The organism is Amycolatopsis sp. NPDC051372 (assembly GCF_040682095.1).
Classification (GTDB): domain Bacteria; phylum Actinomycetota; class Actinomycetes; order Mycobacteriales; family Pseudonocardiaceae; genus Amycolatopsis.
The window spans coordinates 144,749-162,775 of record NZ_JBFBAF010000013.1; the positions used below are offsets into that span (position 1 = coordinate 144,749).

Consider the following 18,027-nt stretch of genomic DNA (forward strand, 5'->3'; position numbering starts at 1 on the left):
GGACCCGCGGCCCGGGGTTCACCGCTCCTTCGACACCGTCGCCAGCAGCTCGGGGCCACGCGTCGCCAGACGCTGGCGCGCGAGCCCGCCCCACCACCACGCCAGCACGGCGCCGACCACGATCCCGACCGGCACACCGAGCCACTGCAGCACCGGCGAGCCGAGCACCGCGCCGGCGATGCACAGCGCGAGCACCGGCAGCGCTCCGGCGGCGACCAGCAGCATCGTCGCGAACATCTGCAGCAGCCGCGCGCAGCCCGGGCGACCGCCGGACGACCACGGGCTCGAGCTCTTGCGCTGGTCGGGCAGCGGGTAGGCGAGGTACACCGACTGCAGCATCAGCACGCCCGCGCCGGCGCCCAGCAGCGCCGGCACCAAACCGAACACCCAGGGGTACGCGCCGCTCTCGCCGACCGCGCCCGGCAGGACCGCGGCCAGCACCAGCGCCACCGGCGCCACGATCAACGCCCACGCCAGCTGCCGGCCGCGCACGTCGGCGCGCTCGGCGCCGGGCACGGTGAGCGTGTGCCACAGCGCGCTGCCGTCGAAGCCGTAGAGGTTGCCCGACTGCATGCACGCGAAGAACACCACCGCGACCCCGAGATAGGGCACGATCGCCGGCCGCCCGCCGCCGGACAGCGCCGGGAGGACCGTGACCACGGCGCCGACGATCAGCGTCGACAGCAGGGCGACGCGCCGGCGGGCGTCGCGCCACCACGTGAACAGCTCCTTGCGTGCCACGGCACCCACGGGCGTCGCGGGCAGCAGGCTGCGGCGCACGCGCGCCCCCTCGGCCCGCACCTTCGTGCGCGATGCGCCGCGGAACGACGGGCTCGTCACCTGCCGCGCGAGCAGCGCGCCCCACGCCGCGATCAGCACGGCGATCAGCGCGAGCATCGCGACCAGCAACCCGAGCGCGGTGCCCCATTCGCCGGTGCCTGCCGCGTGCACCGCGACCGTGCCCCAGCCGGACGGCAGCACGTGCATCACGTTCACGAAGCCCGGCACGCGGCCGTTGATGATCGCGGGGCCGAGGCTGTTGATCGCCAGGTTCACACCGACACCGGACAGACCGGTGAGGGCGACCAGGATGATGCCGAGCTCCTTGCCCTTGCGTGACGTCAGCAGCGCGCCGAGCGCCGCCATCACCACGCGGTAGAGCAGCACCACGAACGCCAGCTGCAGCACCGTGAACACGAGCCCGACCAGCGCCGCGCCCGCGCCGAGGCGCAGGCCGTAGAAGAACAGGCCGAGGAACGCGACGAGGCTGACCAGCGTCGTCACCCCGACGAAGCTCGCGGCCAGCAGCCCGACGGCGAGCTTGCGCCGGCCGATCGGCAGCAGCGCGAAATGCTCCGGGCGCAGCGTGTCGTCCCCGCCGCCGGTGGCGATGGGCGCGAGTACCCAGCCGGCTGCCCACCCCGCGTAGACCGTGGTCAGGAGGTCGACGGTGACCCCGTCGCCGCCCCGGATCGGCACGAGACCCAGCACGATCGTCAGCACCGCGGCGACGAGCCCGATCACCCCGCCGACGACCATGCCCGCGACCCGGCCGCCGCGCAGGGAATTGCGCAGGACGCACAGCTTCAGTCGGACGAGGACGCCAACCACGACAGCCCTTCCGCTCCGCCGGTGCGCCCGCCCACGATGTGCACGAACGCGTCTTCCAGGCTTCCGCCACCCCGCACGTCGTCCACGGCGCCCGCCGCGACCACCCGGCCGCGCGTGATCACCGCGACGTGGCTGCACAGCTGCTCGACCAGCGCCATCACATGGCTCGAGAGCACCACCGCGCCACCCGAGGCGACGAACCGCTGCAGGATCGTCCGGATCGTCGACGCCGACACCGGGTCCACCGCTTCGAACGGCTCGTCCAGCACGAGCAGCCGCGGCCCGTGCAGCAGCGCCATCGCGAGCCCGATCTTCTTGCGCATACCCGCGGAGTAGTCGATCACGAGCGTGCGCTCGGCCTCCAGCAGCTCCAGCACGCCGAGCAACTCCTGCGCCCGCTCCGCGACGGTGCCGGGAGCGAGACCCCGGAGAAGTCCCATGTAGGTCAACAGCTCGCGGCCCGTGAGGCGCTCCGGAATGGACAGTCCGTCCGGAAGTACACCAAGCAGACTTTTCGCCCGCTCCGGCTCCCGCCACACGTCGACTCCGAACACGTTCGCCTGGCCCTGATCCGGCCGCAACAACCCGACCGCCATCGACAGCGACGTGGTTTTGCCCGCGCCGTTGGGCCCGACGAGCCCGAAGAACGATCCGCGCGGGACCTCCAAGGTGACGCTGTCGACTGCGAGCGTGGTGCCGAACCGTTTGGTGAGCCCGTACAGGCCCATTGCGGCGTCTGTGCCGTTGTCGGCCACGAGTGCCCCCTTCCGTGGTCTGGATGGGGAGATTACGCGGGTTGGGGGAGGTGCGCGCGGTGTTTGCGGGAGGATTCCGGGGACGAATCCGAGTGGGAGGCGATGCGAGTGTCGGAGGTGCAGAGGTGGGCGGAGCAGCTGGCCGCGTGGGCGGTTCCCGGTGAGATCGCCGACGCCGTCGCGGACCCGCCGTGGGTGCTGCCCCGGCGGGTGTTCGAGCGCCGCGCCGACGCGCAGATCGCGGCGCCGATCGGCTCGACTTTCGCCGAGGCGGCGGCGGTGCTGGCCGAGCCGGGCACCGTGCTCGACGTCGGCGTCGCGGCCGGCGCGACGAGCTTGTCGCTGGTGGGGCGGGTGGGCGTCACCGCGGTATGCGGCGTCGACGGGGACGAGCAGCTGCTCGCGTCTTTCGCCGCCCGGGCCGCGCGTCTCGGCGTGCCCGCCGAGACGGTGCTCGGGCGCTGGCCCGGCGTCGCGGAGCAGGTGGCCGACGCCGACTTGGTGTTGTGCGGGAACGTGATCTACAACGTGCCCGACCTCGCGCCGTTCGTCCACGCCCTCACGAAGCGGGCCCGCCGGCGCGTGGTGGTCGAGACCGCGCTCAAGCACCCGCTGACTGAGCTGAACGAGCTGTGGGCGCGGTTCCACGGCGTCCGCCGCCCCGCCGGCCCGACCGCCCAGGACTTCTGCGCCGCGCTGGTCGAACTCGGCGTCGAACCGAAGACCACGCTGTGGCGCCGCCTGGACGAGGCCGAGCACGAGACGTTCGCCGACCTCGTCGACGTGACGCGGCGCCGGCTGTGCCTGCCCGTTGCGCGCTCAGGTGAGGTGGCCGACGCGCTGCTGGAGCTGGGTGTCGATCCGGCGTTGCCGCCCGATCTGGGGTCGTCGGGCCGGGAGCTCGCCACGGTGTCCTGGTCGCCCGCGTGAGTCAGAGTCGCGTGGCGAACGCCTTCGCGAACGTGTGCACATCACCGGGCCACCGCGCCGACACGTAGTTGCCGTCTTCGACGACGAAGGCCGGGCGAGCGTCGTCCACCGAGTCGCGAGCCCGGCCGCTCGCCTGCACCCGGTCCGTCGTGTCGCGGAAGTCCTCCGGACGCGCGAGGGCGCGGGTGACCTCCTGCTGCACCGACAGGTACCCGGCGGGCTGCCCCGGCTCCTCGCGGTAGGTGCGGTAGTAATCCGGGTCCGAGAACCGGGTCCGCCGCGCGAGGCGCCAGGCGGTGCGTTCCAGCTGCCAGGTCAGCGCCGTTGTCGTGCGGCCGTGCAGGACCGAGTGGCCGGTGTCCGGGTCGACGCTGCGGGCGGCGAGCAGCACACCGTGGCAGATCGCGCCGACCGGCAGGTCCCGCCGGAACGCCTCGACGACCACGTTCCGCAGCACCGGGCTTTCGAGGTACTCGCGCATGCCGCGGGCCCGGTGCCCGCCCGGCAGCAGCAGGCCGTCGAAGTCGTCGAGCCTGATCTCGTCCCAGCGGATCGGGGCGCGCCACGCCGGGTCGGCGAGCAACGCGCTGTGCGCCGAGCGTGCGGCCGAGTCGGCCCGCAACACGCGGCCGACGGCGGTGAGCTTCCGCAGACCCGGCACACGGCTCCACCGGTCGAGGCCTTCGCCGGTGACCATCAGTTCGTCGCAGTTCGCCTGCGCGCCCTCGGGAGTCGCGAAGACAACGTGTGCCCGGCCAGCACTGCCCGGCTGACGGCCACTTCGGACGGGTCCGAGTCCTGGGCCGGGACAGGGATCAGCACAGTCGCCAAGGCATCCTCCTGAAGCTCTGTCAGGAGGATGCCAGCCGGCGATCTTCAGGGCGAAACGCACCGGCCGAACCACCGCCGCCCAGCTGCCCGAGCCGCTTCAGTCGACCTGTGCCGAGCTGACGTACCAGGAGCCCGACTCGACGTCGATGGGCTCATCGACCCAAGGTTGCACGATGTCGGCGATCTCCGTGGTTATCCGCCATACATGCATGATCCAGCCCTCGGGCGTCATGTCGACCTGCCCGCGCAACGGCTCGACGACCTCCGCCGGCAGATCCCACTCCCGTTCGAGGAGTTCGTCCGCGCCGAACTTCTCCACCATGTTGACCACAAGCACCTAAGCCCCGCAGGTGATCTTCGGCTGCGGGTTGTACCGCACCGTCCGCGTGTGGCGCGAGACTTCCTGCCCCGTGGCCGCGTCCTTCAACACCCGGGTGTCCGTAGTCGTGAACCCAGGCGCGCCGTTCGAAGCGTGGCAATTCTCCGCCGGTCCCGGCTTTGTCGGCTGAGGCGTCGGATTGGTCCGCTCGCCGGGAATCGACTCCACCGAGTACCGTTTCGTGCCCCACAGCTTCACCGTCAACGACGAAGGCGACCAAATCGTCTGAATGGCAATCCCCGTGGACGAATCGTTCGTGAACTTCAAATCGATCACGCTGGACCCATTGGGGTTCTGGAAAACCGTCGCCTCGCGCGCCGCGGGATAGCGGCTGATGTAGTAACTGTGCTCCTTGTGCCCCGCGTCCTTCATGCCGGCGAAGTACGCGGCGTTGTAGAGCGTGGTCGCGAACTGGGAGATGCCGCCGCCGACTTCGCGGGCCGGGGCGCCGTTCTCGATCACGCCGGCCTCGACGTAGCCCTGGGGTTTGCCGCGGGGGCCGGTGAAGCCGTTGAGGCTGAAGGTTTCGCCAGGTTTCACGATGGCGCCGCTGACTTTCTGGGCGACGACGCGGATGTTCACGCCCGAGTCGGGGGCGAAGCCGCCGGTGGTGAACTCGCCGACGACCTCCTTCACGCCCAGCGCGTTGGCCTGTTCGGTCGTCACCTTGGCCGGGCTGTTCTTGTACACGGCCTTCAGCGAACGACCGTCGGCGCGCTTCAGCACGTCCGGCAGCGGCTTCAGGCTGGGCTCCCAATCGACCGTCTTGCCGTCCACCGAAGGCTCGACGGCCGGCTTCCCCCCGCTGAACCCGACGGTCGCCTCCTTGCCCTCCTTCTCGGTGGACTTCAGTTGCGGGCCGGCAACCGCGACGAGCTTCTTCTGGTCCACAACCGGCAACAGCCCGCCGTCGTCAGCGGGCGCGAAAGTCAAAGCCCCCGCGATGTCACGCGGCTCCAAAACAGCGGCAGCGCCCTCACCCTCGACAGTCACCGGTGAAGCCACCGCGGGCCGAGCGAACTGCGCCAAAGCCGCCTGCACCCCGGCAGCAGTGGTCCGCACCGGCGCCGGCACAACCGGCAACGCCAGCTCGGCACCCGAAGCCCACTGACTAAGCACGGCAGCCTTCGCCGCGGCGACATCGAGCTTCTGTCCCGGCTGCGGTGGCACTGCGACCGGCGTGGTGCCGTCGAACCGCACCGTGCCCTCCACCGCGGCGCGATCCACCCGCCCGCGCAGGTCCTCCAGAGCCGGATCGAGCCGGTCACCCTCGGCGTGCGACACGACGCCGATCTCGTGCGTCGAGAAGAACGACGCCAGCCGCGTGAACGGATTCAGCGGCTGGTCGCCGGCCTGGTCCAGCGTCGCGGACCAGTCGAGGCGCAAGCCGGCCAGCGTCGGTGACAGCGTGGTGCGGGCCTCGCCCGCAGTCACGGTCAGGGGCTGCGTGAGCCGCGGTTCGATGAGACCCCGCAGCTCTCGCTCAGCCACCGGCCGGTCGAGGCCGCCGACATCGACGCCCGCCACCGTGGTCCCGCGTGGCACGCTGCCCTGGCTGGTGAGCAGGTCGATCAGGTACACGACCAGCAGTGCGGCGAGCACGCCGCCGGAGATCCACAGGGCTTTGCGCAGGCGAGGGCGCGATTCGGGCTCGGCGGGGACCGCCGGCAGCACGACCGTCTGCTCGTCCTCGGACTCCGGCCAGCGCGGTTCGTACGGCACCAGTTCGACCCTCCGTTTGCTGCGTCCCGCGCCACAGCGTACGGCCTGAGCCGGACATGCCGGACTAGTGCCCCTTGTGGAACAAACCGGTCAGCGAGCGTCGGGTTCCGGGTTGGCGCCGGCGCGCGCGAGGAAGTCGAAGTCGCAGCCCTCGTCGGCCTGGGTGATGTGCTCGGCGTACAGGGCACCGTAACCGCGTTCGAAGCGCGGCGCAGGCTCGAGCCAGTCCGCTCGCCGGCGCGCCAGCTCGTCGTCGGGCACCTCCAGCCGCAACGCGCGGGCGGGCACGTCGAGCGTGATCAGGTCGCCGTCGCGGACCAGGGCGAGCGGGCCGCCGACGTGCGATTCCGGGGCGACGTGCAGCACGCACGCGCCGTACGACGTGCCGCTCATGCGCGCGTCGGAGATGCGCACCATGTCCCGCACGCCCTGCGCGAGCAGGTGGTCGGGGATCGGCAGCATGCCGTACTCGGGCATCCCCGGGCCGCCGAGCGGGCCGGAGCCGCGCAGCACCAGCACGGAGTCGGCCGTGATGCCGAGTGACGGGTCGTTGATGCGCTTCTTGAGGTCGGCGTAGTCGTCGAACACGACGGCGGGCCCGGTGTGGGTCAGCAGCTCCGGCGTCGCGGCGATGTGCTTGATCACCGCGCCCGAGGGCGCCAGGTTGCCGTGCAGCACGGCGACGCCGCCTTCGGCCGCCAGCGGGTTGTCGCGCGGGCGGATCACGTCGTCGTTGTGCACGCGCGCGGTCGTGAGCGTCTCGGCCAGGGTGCGGCCGGAGACGGTGAGCCGCTCGGTGTGCAGCAGGTCCGTCAGGCGCGACAGCAGCCCGGGCAGGCCGCCCGCGTAGTAGAAGTCCTCCATCAGCCACGCGCCGCCCGGGCGGATGTTGGCGAGCACGGGCACGCGGCGCGCGATCTCGTCGAAATCGGCCAGGCTCAGCGACAGGCCGCTGCGCCCGGCCATCGCGATCAGGTGGATCACGGCGTTGGTCGAGCCGCCGAGCGCGAGCACGGTGGTGATGGCGTCGGCGTACGCGCGCTCGTCGAGGACCTTCGTGATCGTGAGGTCCTCCCACACCATGTCCACGATCCGCGAGCCGCTCGACGCCGCCATCCGGTGGTGCGCCGAGTCCACGGCCGGGATCGACGCCGCGCCCGGCAGCGTCACCCCGAGGACCTCCGCGGCCGACGTCATGGTCGACGCCGTGCCCATCGTCATGCAGTGGCCGGGGGAGCGGGCCAGGCCGCGTTCCAGCTCGGACAGCTCCTCGTCGCCGATCGTGCCGGCGCGGCGCTCGTCCCAGTACTTCCACATGTCCGTGCCGCTGCCCAGCACCTCGTTGCGCCAGTGGCCCCGCAGCATCGGCCCGGCCGGCACGAAGATCGCCGGCAGGCCGGCGCTCGCCGCGCCCATCAGCAACGCGGGCGTGGTCTTGTCGCAGCCGCCCATCAGCACCGCGCCGTCGACGGGGTAGGAGCGCAGGATCTCCTCGGTCTCCATCGCCAGCAGATTGCGGTACAGCATGGGCGTGGGCTTCTGGTACGTCTCCGACAGCGTCGCCACCGGGAACTCCAGCGGGAATCCACCGGCCTGCCACACGCCGCGCTTCACCTGCTCGGCGCGCTCGCGCAGATGCATGTGGCACGGGTTGATGTCGCTCCACGTGTTGAGCACGGCGATCACCGGCTTGCCCAGGTGTTCCTCGGGCTCGTAACCGAGCTGGCGAGCCCGGGCACGGTGGCTGAAGTTGCGCAGCTCGTCGCCCCCGAACCAGCGGTGGCTGCGCAGATCCTCCGGTGTTTTCATGGCCGGGCCGCCTTTCGTCGCTACGAGCAGTATGGCATCTGATATATGATCACGGCCCGCCACGCGGGTCGCGGGCAGCGCCCGCGCTCGCCTGGTTGAATGTCGGTCTGTTCACCGCGGCAGACCGCGCGAGCCTGGAGTGTCCGATGCCACCGACGTTCAGCCTGCCTGCCTCCCGGACCGAAGTGGTCCTGGAGGAGATCCGGCGTGGCATCCTGACCCGCGAGCTGCTCCCGGGCCAGCCGCTGGTGGAGGCCGAGCTGGCGCAGCGCCTCGGCGTGTCGAAGACGCCGGTGCGTGAGGCGCTGAAGGTGCTGTCGAACTCCGGGCTGGTCACGTTCAGCCCGTACCGCGGCGCGTCGGTGTGCGTGGTCGACGCGGAGCTCGCGCGTTCGGTGTACGACGTGCGGATGGTGCTGGAGCCCGAGGCGCTGCGCCGGTCGGTGGCGGCGGGGGCGTCGTTCGACGACGCGGCCGAAGCGCTGAAGGAGGCGCAGGCGGCGCTCGCGGACAAGGACCACACCGCGCTCAGCCTGCTCAACCGCCGCTTCCACCGCGCGCTCTACGCCGGCTGCGGCAACCCGCTGATGGTCTCGATGCTCGACGACCTCAAGGACCGTGCCGCGCTCATCACCGTGGTCGGCTGGGACGCGAACCCCAGCTGGCGCAAGGAGTGGACCGAGCACAAGACTGTGCTCGGCGCCGCGAAGAAGGGTGACGCCGAGGGCGCGGCCGAGTTGCTGCGCAAGCACATCGGCGCGTTCCTCGAGCGAGTGCTGGCCGCGATCCCGGACGAGGGGGCGTAACGACCGTGCGGCTGCTGCTCGTCGCGGACACCCACTTGCCCAAACGCGCCAAAGACCTGCCCGACGAGGTCTGGGCCGAGGTGGAGCGGGCCGACGTGGTGGTGCATGCGGGCGACTGGGTGGATCTCGACGCGTTCGACGCGCTCGCCGTGGCCAGCAAACGGCTCGTCGCGGTCTACGGCAACAACGACGGGCCCGAGCTGCGCGAGTGGCTGCCCGAGGTCGCCCGCGTGACGCTCGGTGGCGTGCGCCTGGCCGTGATCCACGAAACGGGCGACGCGAAGGGCCGCGAAGCGCGTTGTGAAGCGCAGTTCCCCGACACCGACGTGCTCGTGTTCGGCCACAGCCACATCCCCTGGGACACCGTGACGCCCGGCGGCCTGCGTCTGCTCAACCCCGGCTCGCCCACCGACCGGCGGCGCCAGCAGTTCTGCACCTACCAGACCGCCGAGATCCGCGCCGGGAAACTCACCGACGTCGAGCTCCACGAGCTGCCCCGGCGCGCCTGAACGGGTAGAACAGGACACATGGACCCGGCACGCGCACTGCGCGACATCGCGTTCCAGCTCGAACGCGCGGCTGAACCGACCTACCGCGTTCGTGCCTTCCGGCAGGCGGCGGCGGTGGTCGACCACCTGTCGCAGGAGGAGCTGGAGAGCCGGGTGCGCTCGGGCACGCTGCAGGCGCTCAAGGGCATCGGCAAGGCGACGGCCGGGGTCATCGAGGACGCGTGGCTGGGCCGTGTGCCCGCGTACGCGGCGAAGGTCGCCGAAGCCGATCTGCCCGACGGTGGCGAACTGCGCGCCGCGCTGCGCGGTGACTGCCACACGCACTCCGACTGGTCCGACGGCGGCAGCCCGATCCAGGAGATGGCCGAGGCCGCGCGCGACCTCGGCCACGAGTGGATCGTGCTCACCGACCACTCGCCGCGCCTGACCGTGGCCAACGGTCTTTCGCCCGAACGGCTGCGCAAGCAGATGGACGAGGTCGCGCGCGTAAACTCCGAACTCGCCCCGTTCCGGCTGCTGCACGGCATCGAGGTCGACATCCTCGACGACGGCGCGCTCGACCAGCGTTCGGACTTGCTGGAGCGGCTGGATTTCGTGGTCGCCAGCGTGCACTCGAAGCTGCGCATGCCTTCGCGCGAGCTGACGCCGCGGCTGCTGGCGGCCGTCGCGAACCCGCACGTGCGCGTGCTGGGCCACTGCACCGGCCGGCTGGTGCGCGGTCCTCGCGCGCGGCCGCCGTCGACGTTCGACGCCGAGAAGGTGTTCACCGCCTGCCGGGACCACGGCGTGGCGGTGGAGATCAACTCGCGCCCGGAGCGGCTCGACCCGCCCATGCCGCTGCTGCGGATGGCCGTGGAGCTGGGCTGCGAGTTCGCCATCGACAGCGACGCGCACGCACCCGGTCAGCTCGACTGGCAGGTCTACGGGTGTGCACGCGCCGAAAAGGTCGGTCTCACCGCGGATCGCGTGATCAACACCCGGCCGGCGGACGAGCTCGTCTAGTCTACTGTGGACTGATCCCGATGTTGATCACGGGATGCCCGGCCGGGTCGAGCCAGCGCATCACGGCGTCGAGGTCCGCGCCCGGGATGGACACGCAGCCCGCCGTCGGCTTGCCCGACGCGACGTGCAGGAAGAACGCCGAACCCTTGCCCGGCACGGCGGGCGAGCGGTTGTAGTCGATCACGGTCGCGTGGTCGTAGACGGGGCCGGCCTTGCCGAGGTCTTCGCCGGCCGCCTCGTTGAACGAGCAGGTGCCGGGCGCGCACGAGTAGTGCGTGTTGTAGAAGGGCGACGTGACGTCGGAAACCCACCAGTCGTTCTCGGTCACCTGGCGGTAGGGCAGCCGGGTGCCGTTGGTGGGCTGGATGCCGAACGCTTCGGTGAGCGTCCAGACGCCCGCGGGGGTGTGCGACGTCGTTTCGCTCGCCTCGCCGATGCCCTGCGTGCCGACGAACGCCGGGAACGGCCCCAGAGCGCGCACCCAGTGGGAACCGTGGCGCTGCCAGGCGATCAGCGTGGCGGTGGTCGACGACGGATCCGAGGCGGTGACCGTGACCATCTGGCCGGCGGGACCGTGGTACGGCAACGGGGGATTCTGTACGGGATTCTGTACGGGATTCTGGGCGGGCGAAGCCGGTGCGGCGGTTGCCAGCGTACCCAGCGCGACGCAGACCAGCGTCCCCAGAACGGTTCTCATGGCGCGTGAGCTTACGGCACCAACCCGGGCCACCGTGGGGAAATCGGCGGCCCGGGTTGGTGCTCAGTTGATCGTGTACGAGTCGCCGTAGACCTTCCACTTCAAGGGCGTGTGGAGGTCGAGGTTGCCCGCGTTGAGGAACACGAGCTGTTCGGTGTCCACGCGCGAGGTGTCGGCGTGGGCCTCCTCCTGCTTCATGATCACCTTGCGGGCGTCGAGGAACGCCTTGAGGTAGGTGGTCTCGTTGCCGCCCTGTGACGGCGGCTTCGCCTTCTTGATGGCGGAGTTGCGGATGCCGCCGAAGCTGTCGGAGCTGTTGCCGGGGCCGTGCATCACGATGGCGTCGTAGTAGATGAACTGGCCCAGCGCGCCGAGACCGTCGGACTTCGCCTGGTTCACCGACGGGTTGAAGTACACACGGTCACGCTCGCTGTTCTGCGCGGCCTGGAACTGCGACGTCTTCGCCGCCGCCTTCCACGCGTCCACGAACGCCTGGCCGAGGCCGGCGTGCGAGTCGGTGCCGTTGACGTTCCTCAACGCCGGCAGGTACTTCGCCAGCGGGTTGTTCGGCACGGAATCGGTGTAGGCCTGCACGAGCTCGAGCATGTCGCCGGTGCCCGAGCAGAAGCCGATGATGCCGGCGGTGTAGCCGCGGCCGTCGCCGATGTCCTCGATGTAGCTGTACTGGGCCTTCCAGTCGAGGCTCGAGTTCTCCGCACTGGAGACCAGCTGCATCGCGATGTCCTTCTTCTCCGGCGAGGCGAGGTCGCCGCCGGAGGCGAGGATGGGGGCAGCGCTTACGGGGGCGGGAGCCGGGGCGGCACTCGAGAGAGCCGGTGTGGCCAGGACGACGGTGAGAGCCGACGCCACGGTGAGGCCGGCAACGAGAGCAGGCCGCATCGTCTTGCGCATGGGGGAATTCCCTTTCCGCAGGAATGTCAGGGCGGGACCATGACAGGTGGGCAAGGCGGACGAAGCCGTGAATTCCCTGGCGTACCAGGGTAAACACGGCTCCGGTGCTGCTGCGGCGTAGCGCAACGATAACCGCGCGTGATCCCGGCGGCAAGGGGCAGATCAGGTTTTCGCGGATGTGAACACGCGGCGGGATCTGTGGCCCGGAGGGTGGTACGGGGTTCCGGTGATCGGGAAACTGTTCCGTGCTCGAGAGTTGTCTGCTCGTCAGTGAGCTTTGGCTATCCGCAAAGGACATTCTTCACGTCGAACGTCCGGTGTGGAAATCAGTTTCGAGTGCGCAGAAACGGTGCGCACGTGGGGATGGGGCAGCCTTCCCTCTGCTGGCCTTGTGAAGGGTGCCGGAAGTCGGGTGAGCGGAGGTGGGCTATTGGCGGTGTGCGCCTGCCGGCCAGATCACGGTCACGGGGACTCCGCGTTGTCGGGCGGCGTCGACGACGTCGGCTGTGCCGCCGTGTCCGCCGGAGGGGCCGCCGTCCCAGACGGCGATCATGCTGTCGACAGTGCCGAGGACGTGTTCGCTGGCAGCCATGTACGCGGCTCGGTTGGACTCGTCGAACGGCAGCGTTGTGATGGTGGTGGCCTTGGCGAGGAGCTCGTCGAACTCGGCGAGATTGTCCGGTTTCACTGTGTGTTCGCGGTAGCTGGTGGCGGGGAGCACGACTTCGACGGTGCCGCCGAGTTCCAGCACGACGCGGGCGAAGACCTGGTCGGCTCCGCGGGCCAGGCAGGTCACCCCGGCGATGTCTTCGGGCCGATGGTTCGCGAGGGCGTTCTTGATGCTGTCGGCGACGACGGGGATCGCCGCCTCGGCCAGGTTGGAGTGCCCGGTGATTCCGATACGCGGCACGAGGTTCCCTTTCAAGCGGCGATCAGGTCGGCGATCGCCTCGCGGGCGTCGCGCACGGCAGGCACGGTAGCGAACGGCGCGGACTCGCGTCGGAAGTCCTGGAGCTTGGTGCCGACCCGGCCGGACGCCCACTGGGCGGCCGCCGGCAGTACCTCGGTGATCAGCTCGCCGGCTCGATCCGGCTCGCGGCTGATCAGGTGCGAACGCGCGAGGCTGATGGTGTCGAACATTCGGTTGCGTACCCGCTCGGGCGCCCGGAGTTGGAGCGCGCGGGTGAGGTAGTCCTGCGCGGGGCGGGTTTGGCGGGGGTCGAAGCGGGCGAGGTCGCGGAAGCGGGCGCCGATCGTGCCGGCCAGTTCGGCCTCGTCGAGGCTTCGGGTGGACGGGGTTCGCGCGTCGGTCTCGTTCGCACCTTCGCTGAAGTAGTCCTCGGCCAGCCCGACGGCGCGGCGGAAAGCTCGGGCGTCACCGTGCAGCGCGTGCGCCCAGGCCTCGCGGGTGGCGAGCACCGCTCGCAGCCGTGGTGAGGCGGTGCGGCGGGTGCGGTATTGGGCGAGCTGCACGACCTCGAGACCTTCGGCGCCGCGGCCGAGGTCGAAGCACTGCCGGGCGAGCGAGCACAGTGCGACGGCGGCCAGCCCGTCGTCGCGCGCGGCGTGGGCGAGCTTGGCCGCGAGGATGAAGTAGCGCTGGGCGTCGGCGTGGCGGGCGGTGTCCCAGGCCATCGTCGCGGCGATGTCGGCGAGCTCGGCTCCGACGCGGAAGCCGCGGAGGGTTTCCGGCCGGCCCTGCGGCGCGGCGCGTAGTCGGCGGGTGTGGGCGTTGAGCTGGGCGACGACCGTCTGCCAGGAGATGGCGTTGTGCTTCGTGCTCCAAGAACGCAGCACGGCGACGAACTGTTCGGCGACATCGAGCTCGTCGCCGGTGTAGCTCTCGCCGGCGTGGCGAGCTCTGAGTTCCAGTGGGAAGAGAAAGGGTTGCAGCTCCGTCGCCAGCGCCGTGCCCGCGAGCAGAGCCGCGCTGGTCAGGACGTGGCGGCGGGTGTGAGTGGTCAAGTCCTGTTCCGTTACGAGCTGGGCGTGGTCGACGACGGCAGTGGGATCCCACCCGTGCGCCGGCTGGCCTGGCGGTGTGACCGGACCGGTGGCGGCCCGGCGAGGCGGGGCGAAGCCGAGTGCACGGTCGTTGGGTGCGCCGAGCACGTGCCGGAGCGCGGAGCGGTAGGCGGCGTTCGGCCACCGGGCGACGCCTCGTTCGAGTTTGGCCAGGTAGTGGGCGTCGAGGGCGTGCCGCTTGCCGGTGTTCTCCCAGAGCCACACGTTGACGGCATCGGCGACGTCGCTGCGGCTCGCGTGCTCGCCGGGCGCGGTCGGGGAGGGAAGCCGTTCGCGCGCGGCGCGAAGCAGCCGATTCGGCTCGGTCATCACACCCCCTCCCACCTACACGAAGTGTAATCAAGGGGCGACCGGTGAAGCACGAGCTGCGCGTCGGCTGCCCCGGGTTTCCCCGTGAATCCCTCGTCGCCGGCCTCCTCGGCCTCCGGACGGGGAATCAAGATCAATCCCACGTGCGGATTGCACGAATCCGGATCATTCCTACGGAGGGATGTACTGATGACCGCTGTCGTCACCGAACGCGCGAGCGGGCGCTCACTGATCTCGGACGAGCTGTTCGCGACGCTCGTGCGCCGCGTCGTCGCCGAAGACCACCTGGACCAACGCCTCGCCGAGCGCACCGTCGATCAGGCGCTCGCTTACCTCGGCGCGTGCGCGGGGAACAGCGGCGGCCTGCTCGCGCCGAGCGAGCAGGTCGACCTCGGCTGGCACGCTTTCCTGCTCTACACCCGCGACTACGCGCTGTTCTGCGACCAGGTCGCCGGCCGGTTCATCCACCACGTTCCCACCGAGCCCGGCGATCCCGACGCAACCGGTGAGACCGCTCGCGCGGTGCTGTCCCGCACGGTGCGAGCGATCGAGGCCGCAGGGTTCGCCGTCGATCACGAGCTGTGGCCGTGTGCACCGGTGAGCACGTGCACCGGCTGTCACAATGGCTGCCACAACGACCCGCCGCCCCCGCCGCGCTAAGGAGCGACCCGCCTGATGCCCCGCTCTTCCTGGGACGACCTTCCCGCATCGGTGCGGGTGGCGATCGAGCGAGAAGCCGGACTGGCCGCGCGGATTGAGCTCCCCACGGCCGGCCGCAACTCCGACTTCTCCGCGACGCTGCACACCGAGCGGGGCGAGGTGTTCTGCAAGGGCATCAGCGACGCCGAGGGCAGCCGCGGCCGGATGCACCGCCACGAGGCGGACATCAACGAGTGGCTGCCCCCGGCGATCGCGCCCCGTCTGCGCTGGCGGACCGAAGCCGATGAGTGGTTGCTTCTCGGCTTCGACCACGTCCGCGGTCACCACGCCGATCTCTCACCGGGATCACCCGACCTCGACGCCGTGGCCGACACCGTCACCATTCTCACCACGGAGCTCGCGAACTCCGCCGCACCCGCTCCACGCCTGGCCGAGCAGTGGGCCCGGCTCGCGCCCTGGCGCCGACTGGCCAAAGACCCGACCGCAGTCCTCGACGACTGGACGCGGGAACACCTCGACCAGCTGATCACCTGGGAAGCCCGCTCCCTCGAAGCCGCCGATGGCGACGATCTGCTCCACACCGACCTGCACTCGCTGAACATGCTCATCGACCAGCGTGCCGTGGTCATCGACTGGGCGTGGTCCCGCAAAGGTGCCGCGCCGGTCGATGTCGCGTTCCTCCTCGCGCGACTGGTCGCCGCGAGGCATGGCGTCGAGGAAGCCGACCGGTGGTGCGAAGCAATTCCTGTGTGGCGGTCGACCTCGGCCGAGGTGCGCACTGCGCTGGCGGTGGAGATCTGGGGAATCTGGCTCCACCAAAGCATTTCCGAGCCACGATCACTGTGGGACAGTCTGGTGCCCGCCGCCTCCCAAGTCGCGAAGTCGCTGCTTTGCAGAACCTGAAGTTTGCTGGGGCCAGGGATTACGGAACCGGGTTCGGGTCTTTGTGGACTATGGTAATTCCACAAAGGACTTTACGTCACAAAGTCCTGAACGACATACCCGCCCGCATCAGCCGCTCGATCAGCGCGTCACCCATCGCCGTCGCCGTGGTGACCTGGCCGGCGGTGGTGGGCAGCTCGTCGAAAGCCAGGCACAGGGCCGATTCCGCCAGCATCTTCGCCGTCTCGTCGTAGCCTGGGTCGCCGCCGGAGACTTCGGTGGTCACGTGCTCGCCGCCGCCTGAGCCGGTGAAGCGGACGGTGAACCAGGACTTCGCCCGGCGCGCCAGGCTGGGTCCCTGGCCCGGCGCGAGCAGCTTCGTCAGAGCCTCGCGCGCGGGGGCCAGCTGGGCGGCGGCGAACAGCGCGCCCGCGCCGGCTGTCGCGGCCGCTACCGACGGCAGGCCGGAGAAGGCCGCGAAGTGGCGGTAGCGGAAGTCCGGGCCGTAGCGCGCGGACGCTCGCGCCGAGTGGCCCACGACCTGCGGGTCGATCGTCGGCAGCGGCACGGCCCACTGTCCGGTGCCGGGCACGCGGTGCGGGCCGCCGATCGGGGTGCGCACGCGGCGGCCGGCGAGTGGTGGTTCGGCCGCCGCGCGGTCCTTGGCCGCGCGGTTGGCGGCGGGCTGGCGGGAGAACGCCGTCATCGCCGTGAGGAAGGTGCCGCCCGAGGGCATGGCGCCGACGCGGACGTAGCCGTCGACCTGCAGCGGGACGTCCTCGGGCAGCTGGCGCACGGTGTACCAGGCGCCGAGGTCGTGCGGGATCGAGTCGAAGCCGCAGCTGTGCACGAGCCGGGCGCCGGTGTCGGTGGCCTTCGCGTGGTGGGCGAGGTACATGCGGTCGACGAACTCGGACTCGCCGGTGAGGTCGACGTAATCGGTGCCCTCGGCAGCGCACGCGGCGACCAGCGGCTCGCCGTAGTGCAGGTACGGCCCGACCGTGGTGGCCACGACCTTCGCCGACGCGGCGACCGCGCGCAGCGAGTCGGGATCCGCGATGTCCGCGCTGAGCAGGGGCAACGTGCCCAGACGCTCGTCGATCGCCGCCAGCCGCGTGCGCAGGTCCTCGAGCTTGGCGCGGTTGCGGCCCGCGAGCGCCCAGCGGCAGCCAGGCGGGGCGGAACGCGCGAGGTACTCCGCCGTGAGCGTGCCGGTGAAGCCGGTGGCGCCGAACAGCACCAGGTCGTAGTCGGCCATGCGCGTGCCTCCCGAAGGTCCGGTCCCGAGGTTACCGCCGGGTCACTTCAGGGCCGGAATCTCCGCCCGTCCGGGGTCGTTGAACGCGTGGTGACGGACTTCGGGCGGGACATCTCGACGGGCTACTTCCTGGTGCCGAACGCGGCCGACCCTTTGGTCGAGCACGCGCGCGAGCTGGAACGGATGGGGTTCGAGCACCTCGCCGTGCAGGACCACCCCTACCAGCGCCGGTACGTGGAGACCTTCGCGCTCATGGGCGTGCTCCTCGGCGCGACTACGAAGATCCGGGTGTTCCCCGACGTCGCCAACCTGCCGCTGCGCAACCCCGCGGTGCTCGCGAAGGCCGCCGCCAGCCTCGACCTGCTGTCGGGCGGCCGCTTCGACCTCGCCGTGGGCGCCGGCGCGTTCTGGGACGCGATCGTCGCGTACGGCGGCCCGCGCCGGAGCCCAGGCGACGCGCTCGCCGCCGAGGAAGAGGCGATCACCGTCATCCGGAAAATCTGGAGCGGCGAGGGCAACCTCCGCTTCGACGGCCGCTTCCACACCCTGGCCGGCGCCCACTCCGGCCCCGTGCCGACGCGTCCCATCGGCCTCTGGTTCGGCTCGTACGGCCCCCGCGCGCTGCGCCTCACCGGCCGCCTGGCCGACGGCTGGGTCGTCAGCCTCCGCGACGACCCGGCCGAAGCCCTCCGCATGGCCGCGGCCGTGGACGCGGCCGCCGTCGACGCCGGCCGCGACCCGGCTTCGATCCGCCGCGTCCTCAACGTCGGCGCCACCCCGACCGCCCCGGAACTCGCCGACTTCGCCCTCGCCGGCGGCTTCGACACCTTCGTCCTCTCCGGCGCGGACGACCGGGCGTCACGCGCGTTCCTCGGCGAGACGATCCCGGACGTCCGGGAGCAGGTGGCGGCGGAACGCTCGGTGTGACGG

General features: G+C 70.9%; 18 protein-coding genes. 7 read left to right on the forward strand and 11 right to left on the reverse strand.

Translation table 11 applies throughout. The features are described from left to right. Positions 1 to 18: 18 nt before the first annotated feature. Positions 19 to 1,611 carry a hypothetical protein gene (locus AB0M56_RS21135; RefSeq protein WP_364178681.1) on the reverse strand — a complete coding sequence of 531 codons (1,593 nt, stop codon included), beginning with the start codon at positions 1,609 to 1,611 and terminating at the stop codon, positions 19 to 21. Next, positions 1,587 to 2,339: an ABC transporter ATP-binding protein gene (locus AB0M56_RS21140; protein WP_364178902.1), complete on the reverse strand. Its 753-nt coding sequence runs from the start codon at positions 2,337 to 2,339 to the stop codon at positions 1,587 to 1,589. Before AB0M56_RS21140 ends, AB0M56_RS21135 begins: the two co-directional genes overlap by 25 nt. A gap of 135 nt (positions 2,340 to 2,474) precedes the next feature. On the opposite strand from AB0M56_RS21140, the gene AB0M56_RS21145 reads away from it, so the two are divergent. Further along, positions 2,475 to 3,296 carry a class I SAM-dependent methyltransferase gene (locus tag AB0M56_RS21145; protein ID WP_364178683.1) on the forward strand — a complete coding sequence of 274 codons (822 nt, stop codon included), beginning with the start codon at positions 2,475 to 2,477 and terminating at the stop codon, positions 3,294 to 3,296. 1 nt (position 3,297) lies between these two features. On the opposite strand, the gene AB0M56_RS21150 is transcribed toward AB0M56_RS21145, so the two are convergent. The 4 genes from AB0M56_RS21150 to araD all read right to left on the reverse strand — a co-directional run bounded on the left by AB0M56_RS21150 (position 3,298) and on the right by araD (position 8,037). After that, positions 3,298 to 4,200 (reverse strand): DJ-1/PfpI family protein, encoded by a 903-nt coding sequence (locus tag AB0M56_RS21150; protein ID WP_364178684.1) that lies wholly within the window; start codon positions 4,198 to 4,200, stop codon positions 3,298 to 3,300. Between the two features lie 24 nt (positions 4,201 to 4,224). After that, positions 4,225 to 4,449: a hypothetical protein gene (locus AB0M56_RS21155; protein ID WP_364178687.1), complete on the reverse strand. Its 225-nt coding sequence runs from the start codon at positions 4,447 to 4,449 to the stop codon at positions 4,225 to 4,227. 15 nt (positions 4,450 to 4,464) lie between these two features. Continuing rightward, positions 4,465 to 6,228 carry a VanW family protein gene (locus AB0M56_RS21160; protein WP_364178690.1) on the reverse strand — a complete coding sequence of 588 codons (1,764 nt, stop codon included), beginning with the start codon at positions 6,226 to 6,228 and terminating at the stop codon, positions 4,465 to 4,467. Between the two features lie 90 nt (positions 6,229 to 6,318). Beyond that, the gene (gene araD / locus AB0M56_RS21165) at positions 6,319 to 8,037 is read right to left on the reverse strand and encodes an L-arabinonate dehydratase (protein ID WP_364178693.1); all 1,719 of its coding nucleotides are present in this window, start codon (positions 8,035 to 8,037) and stop codon (positions 6,319 to 6,321) included. A 146-nt stretch (positions 8,038 to 8,183) separates the two neighbouring features. Here araD and AB0M56_RS21170 point away from each other — a divergent pair, with 146 nt between their 5' ends. From AB0M56_RS21170 to AB0M56_RS21180, 3 genes are read left to right on the forward strand one after another with little or no spacing between them, the layout of a single operon-like run. Then, positions 8,184 to 8,843, forward strand: a complete 660-nt coding sequence (locus AB0M56_RS21170; protein ID WP_364178696.1) for a GntR family transcriptional regulator — start codon at positions 8,184 to 8,186, stop codon at positions 8,841 to 8,843. A 5-nt stretch (positions 8,844 to 8,848) separates the two neighbouring features. Next, positions 8,849 to 9,352 (forward strand): metallophosphoesterase, encoded by a 504-nt coding sequence (locus AB0M56_RS21175; protein ID WP_364178699.1) that lies wholly within the window; start codon positions 8,849 to 8,851, stop codon positions 9,350 to 9,352. A gap of 18 nt (positions 9,353 to 9,370) precedes the next feature. Then, positions 9,371 to 10,354 carry a PHP domain-containing protein gene (locus AB0M56_RS21180; protein WP_364178702.1) on the forward strand — a complete coding sequence of 328 codons (984 nt, stop codon included), beginning with the start codon at positions 9,371 to 9,373 and terminating at the stop codon, positions 10,352 to 10,354. 1 nt (position 10,355) lies between these two features. Here the strand turns inward: AB0M56_RS21180 and AB0M56_RS21185 are convergent, their stop codons facing one another. The 4 genes from AB0M56_RS21185 to AB0M56_RS21200 form a co-directional block, all read right to left on the reverse strand. After that, on the reverse strand, positions 10,356 to 11,051 hold the full coding sequence (locus AB0M56_RS21185) for a L,D-transpeptidase family protein (RefSeq protein ID WP_364178705.1): 696 nt from the start codon (positions 11,049 to 11,051) through the stop codon (positions 10,356 to 10,358). Between the two features lie 63 nt (positions 11,052 to 11,114). After that, positions 11,115 to 11,963, reverse strand: coding sequence for a chitosanase (locus AB0M56_RS21190; RefSeq protein WP_364178708.1), 849 nt, complete (start codon positions 11,961 to 11,963; stop codon positions 11,115 to 11,117). Positions 11,964 to 12,390: 427 nt separating this feature from the next. Further along, positions 12,391 to 12,873: a hypothetical protein gene (locus AB0M56_RS21195; RefSeq protein ID WP_364178710.1), complete on the reverse strand. Its 483-nt coding sequence runs from the start codon at positions 12,871 to 12,873 to the stop codon at positions 12,391 to 12,393. Between the two features lie 11 nt (positions 12,874 to 12,884). Continuing rightward, on the reverse strand, positions 12,885 to 14,297 hold the full coding sequence (locus tag AB0M56_RS21200; protein WP_364178713.1) for a hypothetical protein: 1,413 nt from the start codon (positions 14,295 to 14,297) through the stop codon (positions 12,885 to 12,887). 189 nt (positions 14,298 to 14,486) lie between these two features. Here AB0M56_RS21200 and AB0M56_RS21205 point away from each other — a divergent pair, with 189 nt between their 5' ends. Then, positions 14,487 to 14,957, forward strand: a complete 471-nt coding sequence (locus AB0M56_RS21205; RefSeq protein ID WP_364178716.1) for a hypothetical protein — start codon at positions 14,487 to 14,489, stop codon at positions 14,955 to 14,957. Between the two features lie 15 nt (positions 14,958 to 14,972). Further along, positions 14,973 to 15,860, forward strand: a complete 888-nt coding sequence (locus AB0M56_RS21210; RefSeq protein ID WP_364178719.1) for a phosphotransferase — start codon at positions 14,973 to 14,975, stop codon at positions 15,858 to 15,860. A 76-nt stretch (positions 15,861 to 15,936) separates the two neighbouring features. On the opposite strand, the gene AB0M56_RS21215 is transcribed toward AB0M56_RS21210, so the two are convergent. Further along, positions 15,937 to 17,097 (reverse strand): saccharopine dehydrogenase NADP-binding domain-containing protein, encoded by a 1,161-nt coding sequence (locus tag AB0M56_RS21215; protein WP_364178722.1) that lies wholly within the window; start codon positions 17,095 to 17,097, stop codon positions 15,937 to 15,939. Between the two features lie 90 nt (positions 17,098 to 17,187). Between AB0M56_RS21215 and AB0M56_RS21220 the strand changes: the two genes are divergently transcribed. Next, entirely contained in the window at positions 17,188 to 18,024 is an 837-nt protein-coding gene (locus tag AB0M56_RS21220) for an LLM class flavin-dependent oxidoreductase (protein ID WP_364178724.1), read from the forward strand. Positions 18,025 to 18,027: the final 3 nt, after the last annotated feature.

Excerpts from the sequence above, each read along its gene's own strand:
- AB0M56_RS21180 (WP_364178702.1), top strand. The coding sequence starts at position 9,371 with ATGGACCCGGCACGCGCACTGCGCGACATCGCGTTCCAGCTCGAACGC.
- AB0M56_RS21185 (WP_364178705.1), bottom strand. The coding sequence starts at position 11,051 with ATGAGAACCGTTCTGGGGACGCTGGTCTGCGTCGCGCTGGGTACGCTG.
- AB0M56_RS21140 (WP_364178902.1), bottom strand. The coding sequence starts at position 2,339 with ATGGGCCTGTACGGGCTCACCAAACGGTTCGGCACCACGCTCGCAGTC.
- AB0M56_RS21190 (WP_364178708.1), bottom strand. The coding sequence starts at position 11,963 with ATGCGCAAGACGATGCGGCCTGCTCTCGTTGCCGGCCTCACCGTGGCG.
- AB0M56_RS21215 (WP_364178722.1), bottom strand. The coding sequence starts at position 17,097 with ATGGCCGACTACGACCTGGTGCTGTTCGGCGCCACCGGCTTCACCGGC.
- araD (WP_364178693.1), bottom strand. The coding sequence starts at position 8,037 with ATGAAAACACCGGAGGATCTGCGCAGCCACCGCTGGTTCGGGGGCGAC.
- AB0M56_RS21205 (WP_364178716.1), top strand. The coding sequence starts at position 14,487 with ATGACCGCTGTCGTCACCGAACGCGCGAGCGGGCGCTCACTGATCTCG.
- AB0M56_RS21170 (WP_364178696.1), top strand. The coding sequence starts at position 8,184 with ATGCCACCGACGTTCAGCCTGCCTGCCTCCCGGACCGAAGTGGTCCTG.
- AB0M56_RS21155 (WP_364178687.1), bottom strand. The coding sequence starts at position 4,449 with ATGGTGGAGAAGTTCGGCGCGGACGAACTCCTCGAACGGGAGTGGGAT.
- AB0M56_RS21200 (WP_364178713.1), bottom strand. The coding sequence starts at position 14,297 with ATGACCGAGCCGAATCGGCTGCTTCGCGCCGCGCGCGAACGGCTTCCC.
- AB0M56_RS21210 (WP_364178719.1), top strand. The coding sequence starts at position 14,973 with ATGCCCCGCTCTTCCTGGGACGACCTTCCCGCATCGGTGCGGGTGGCG.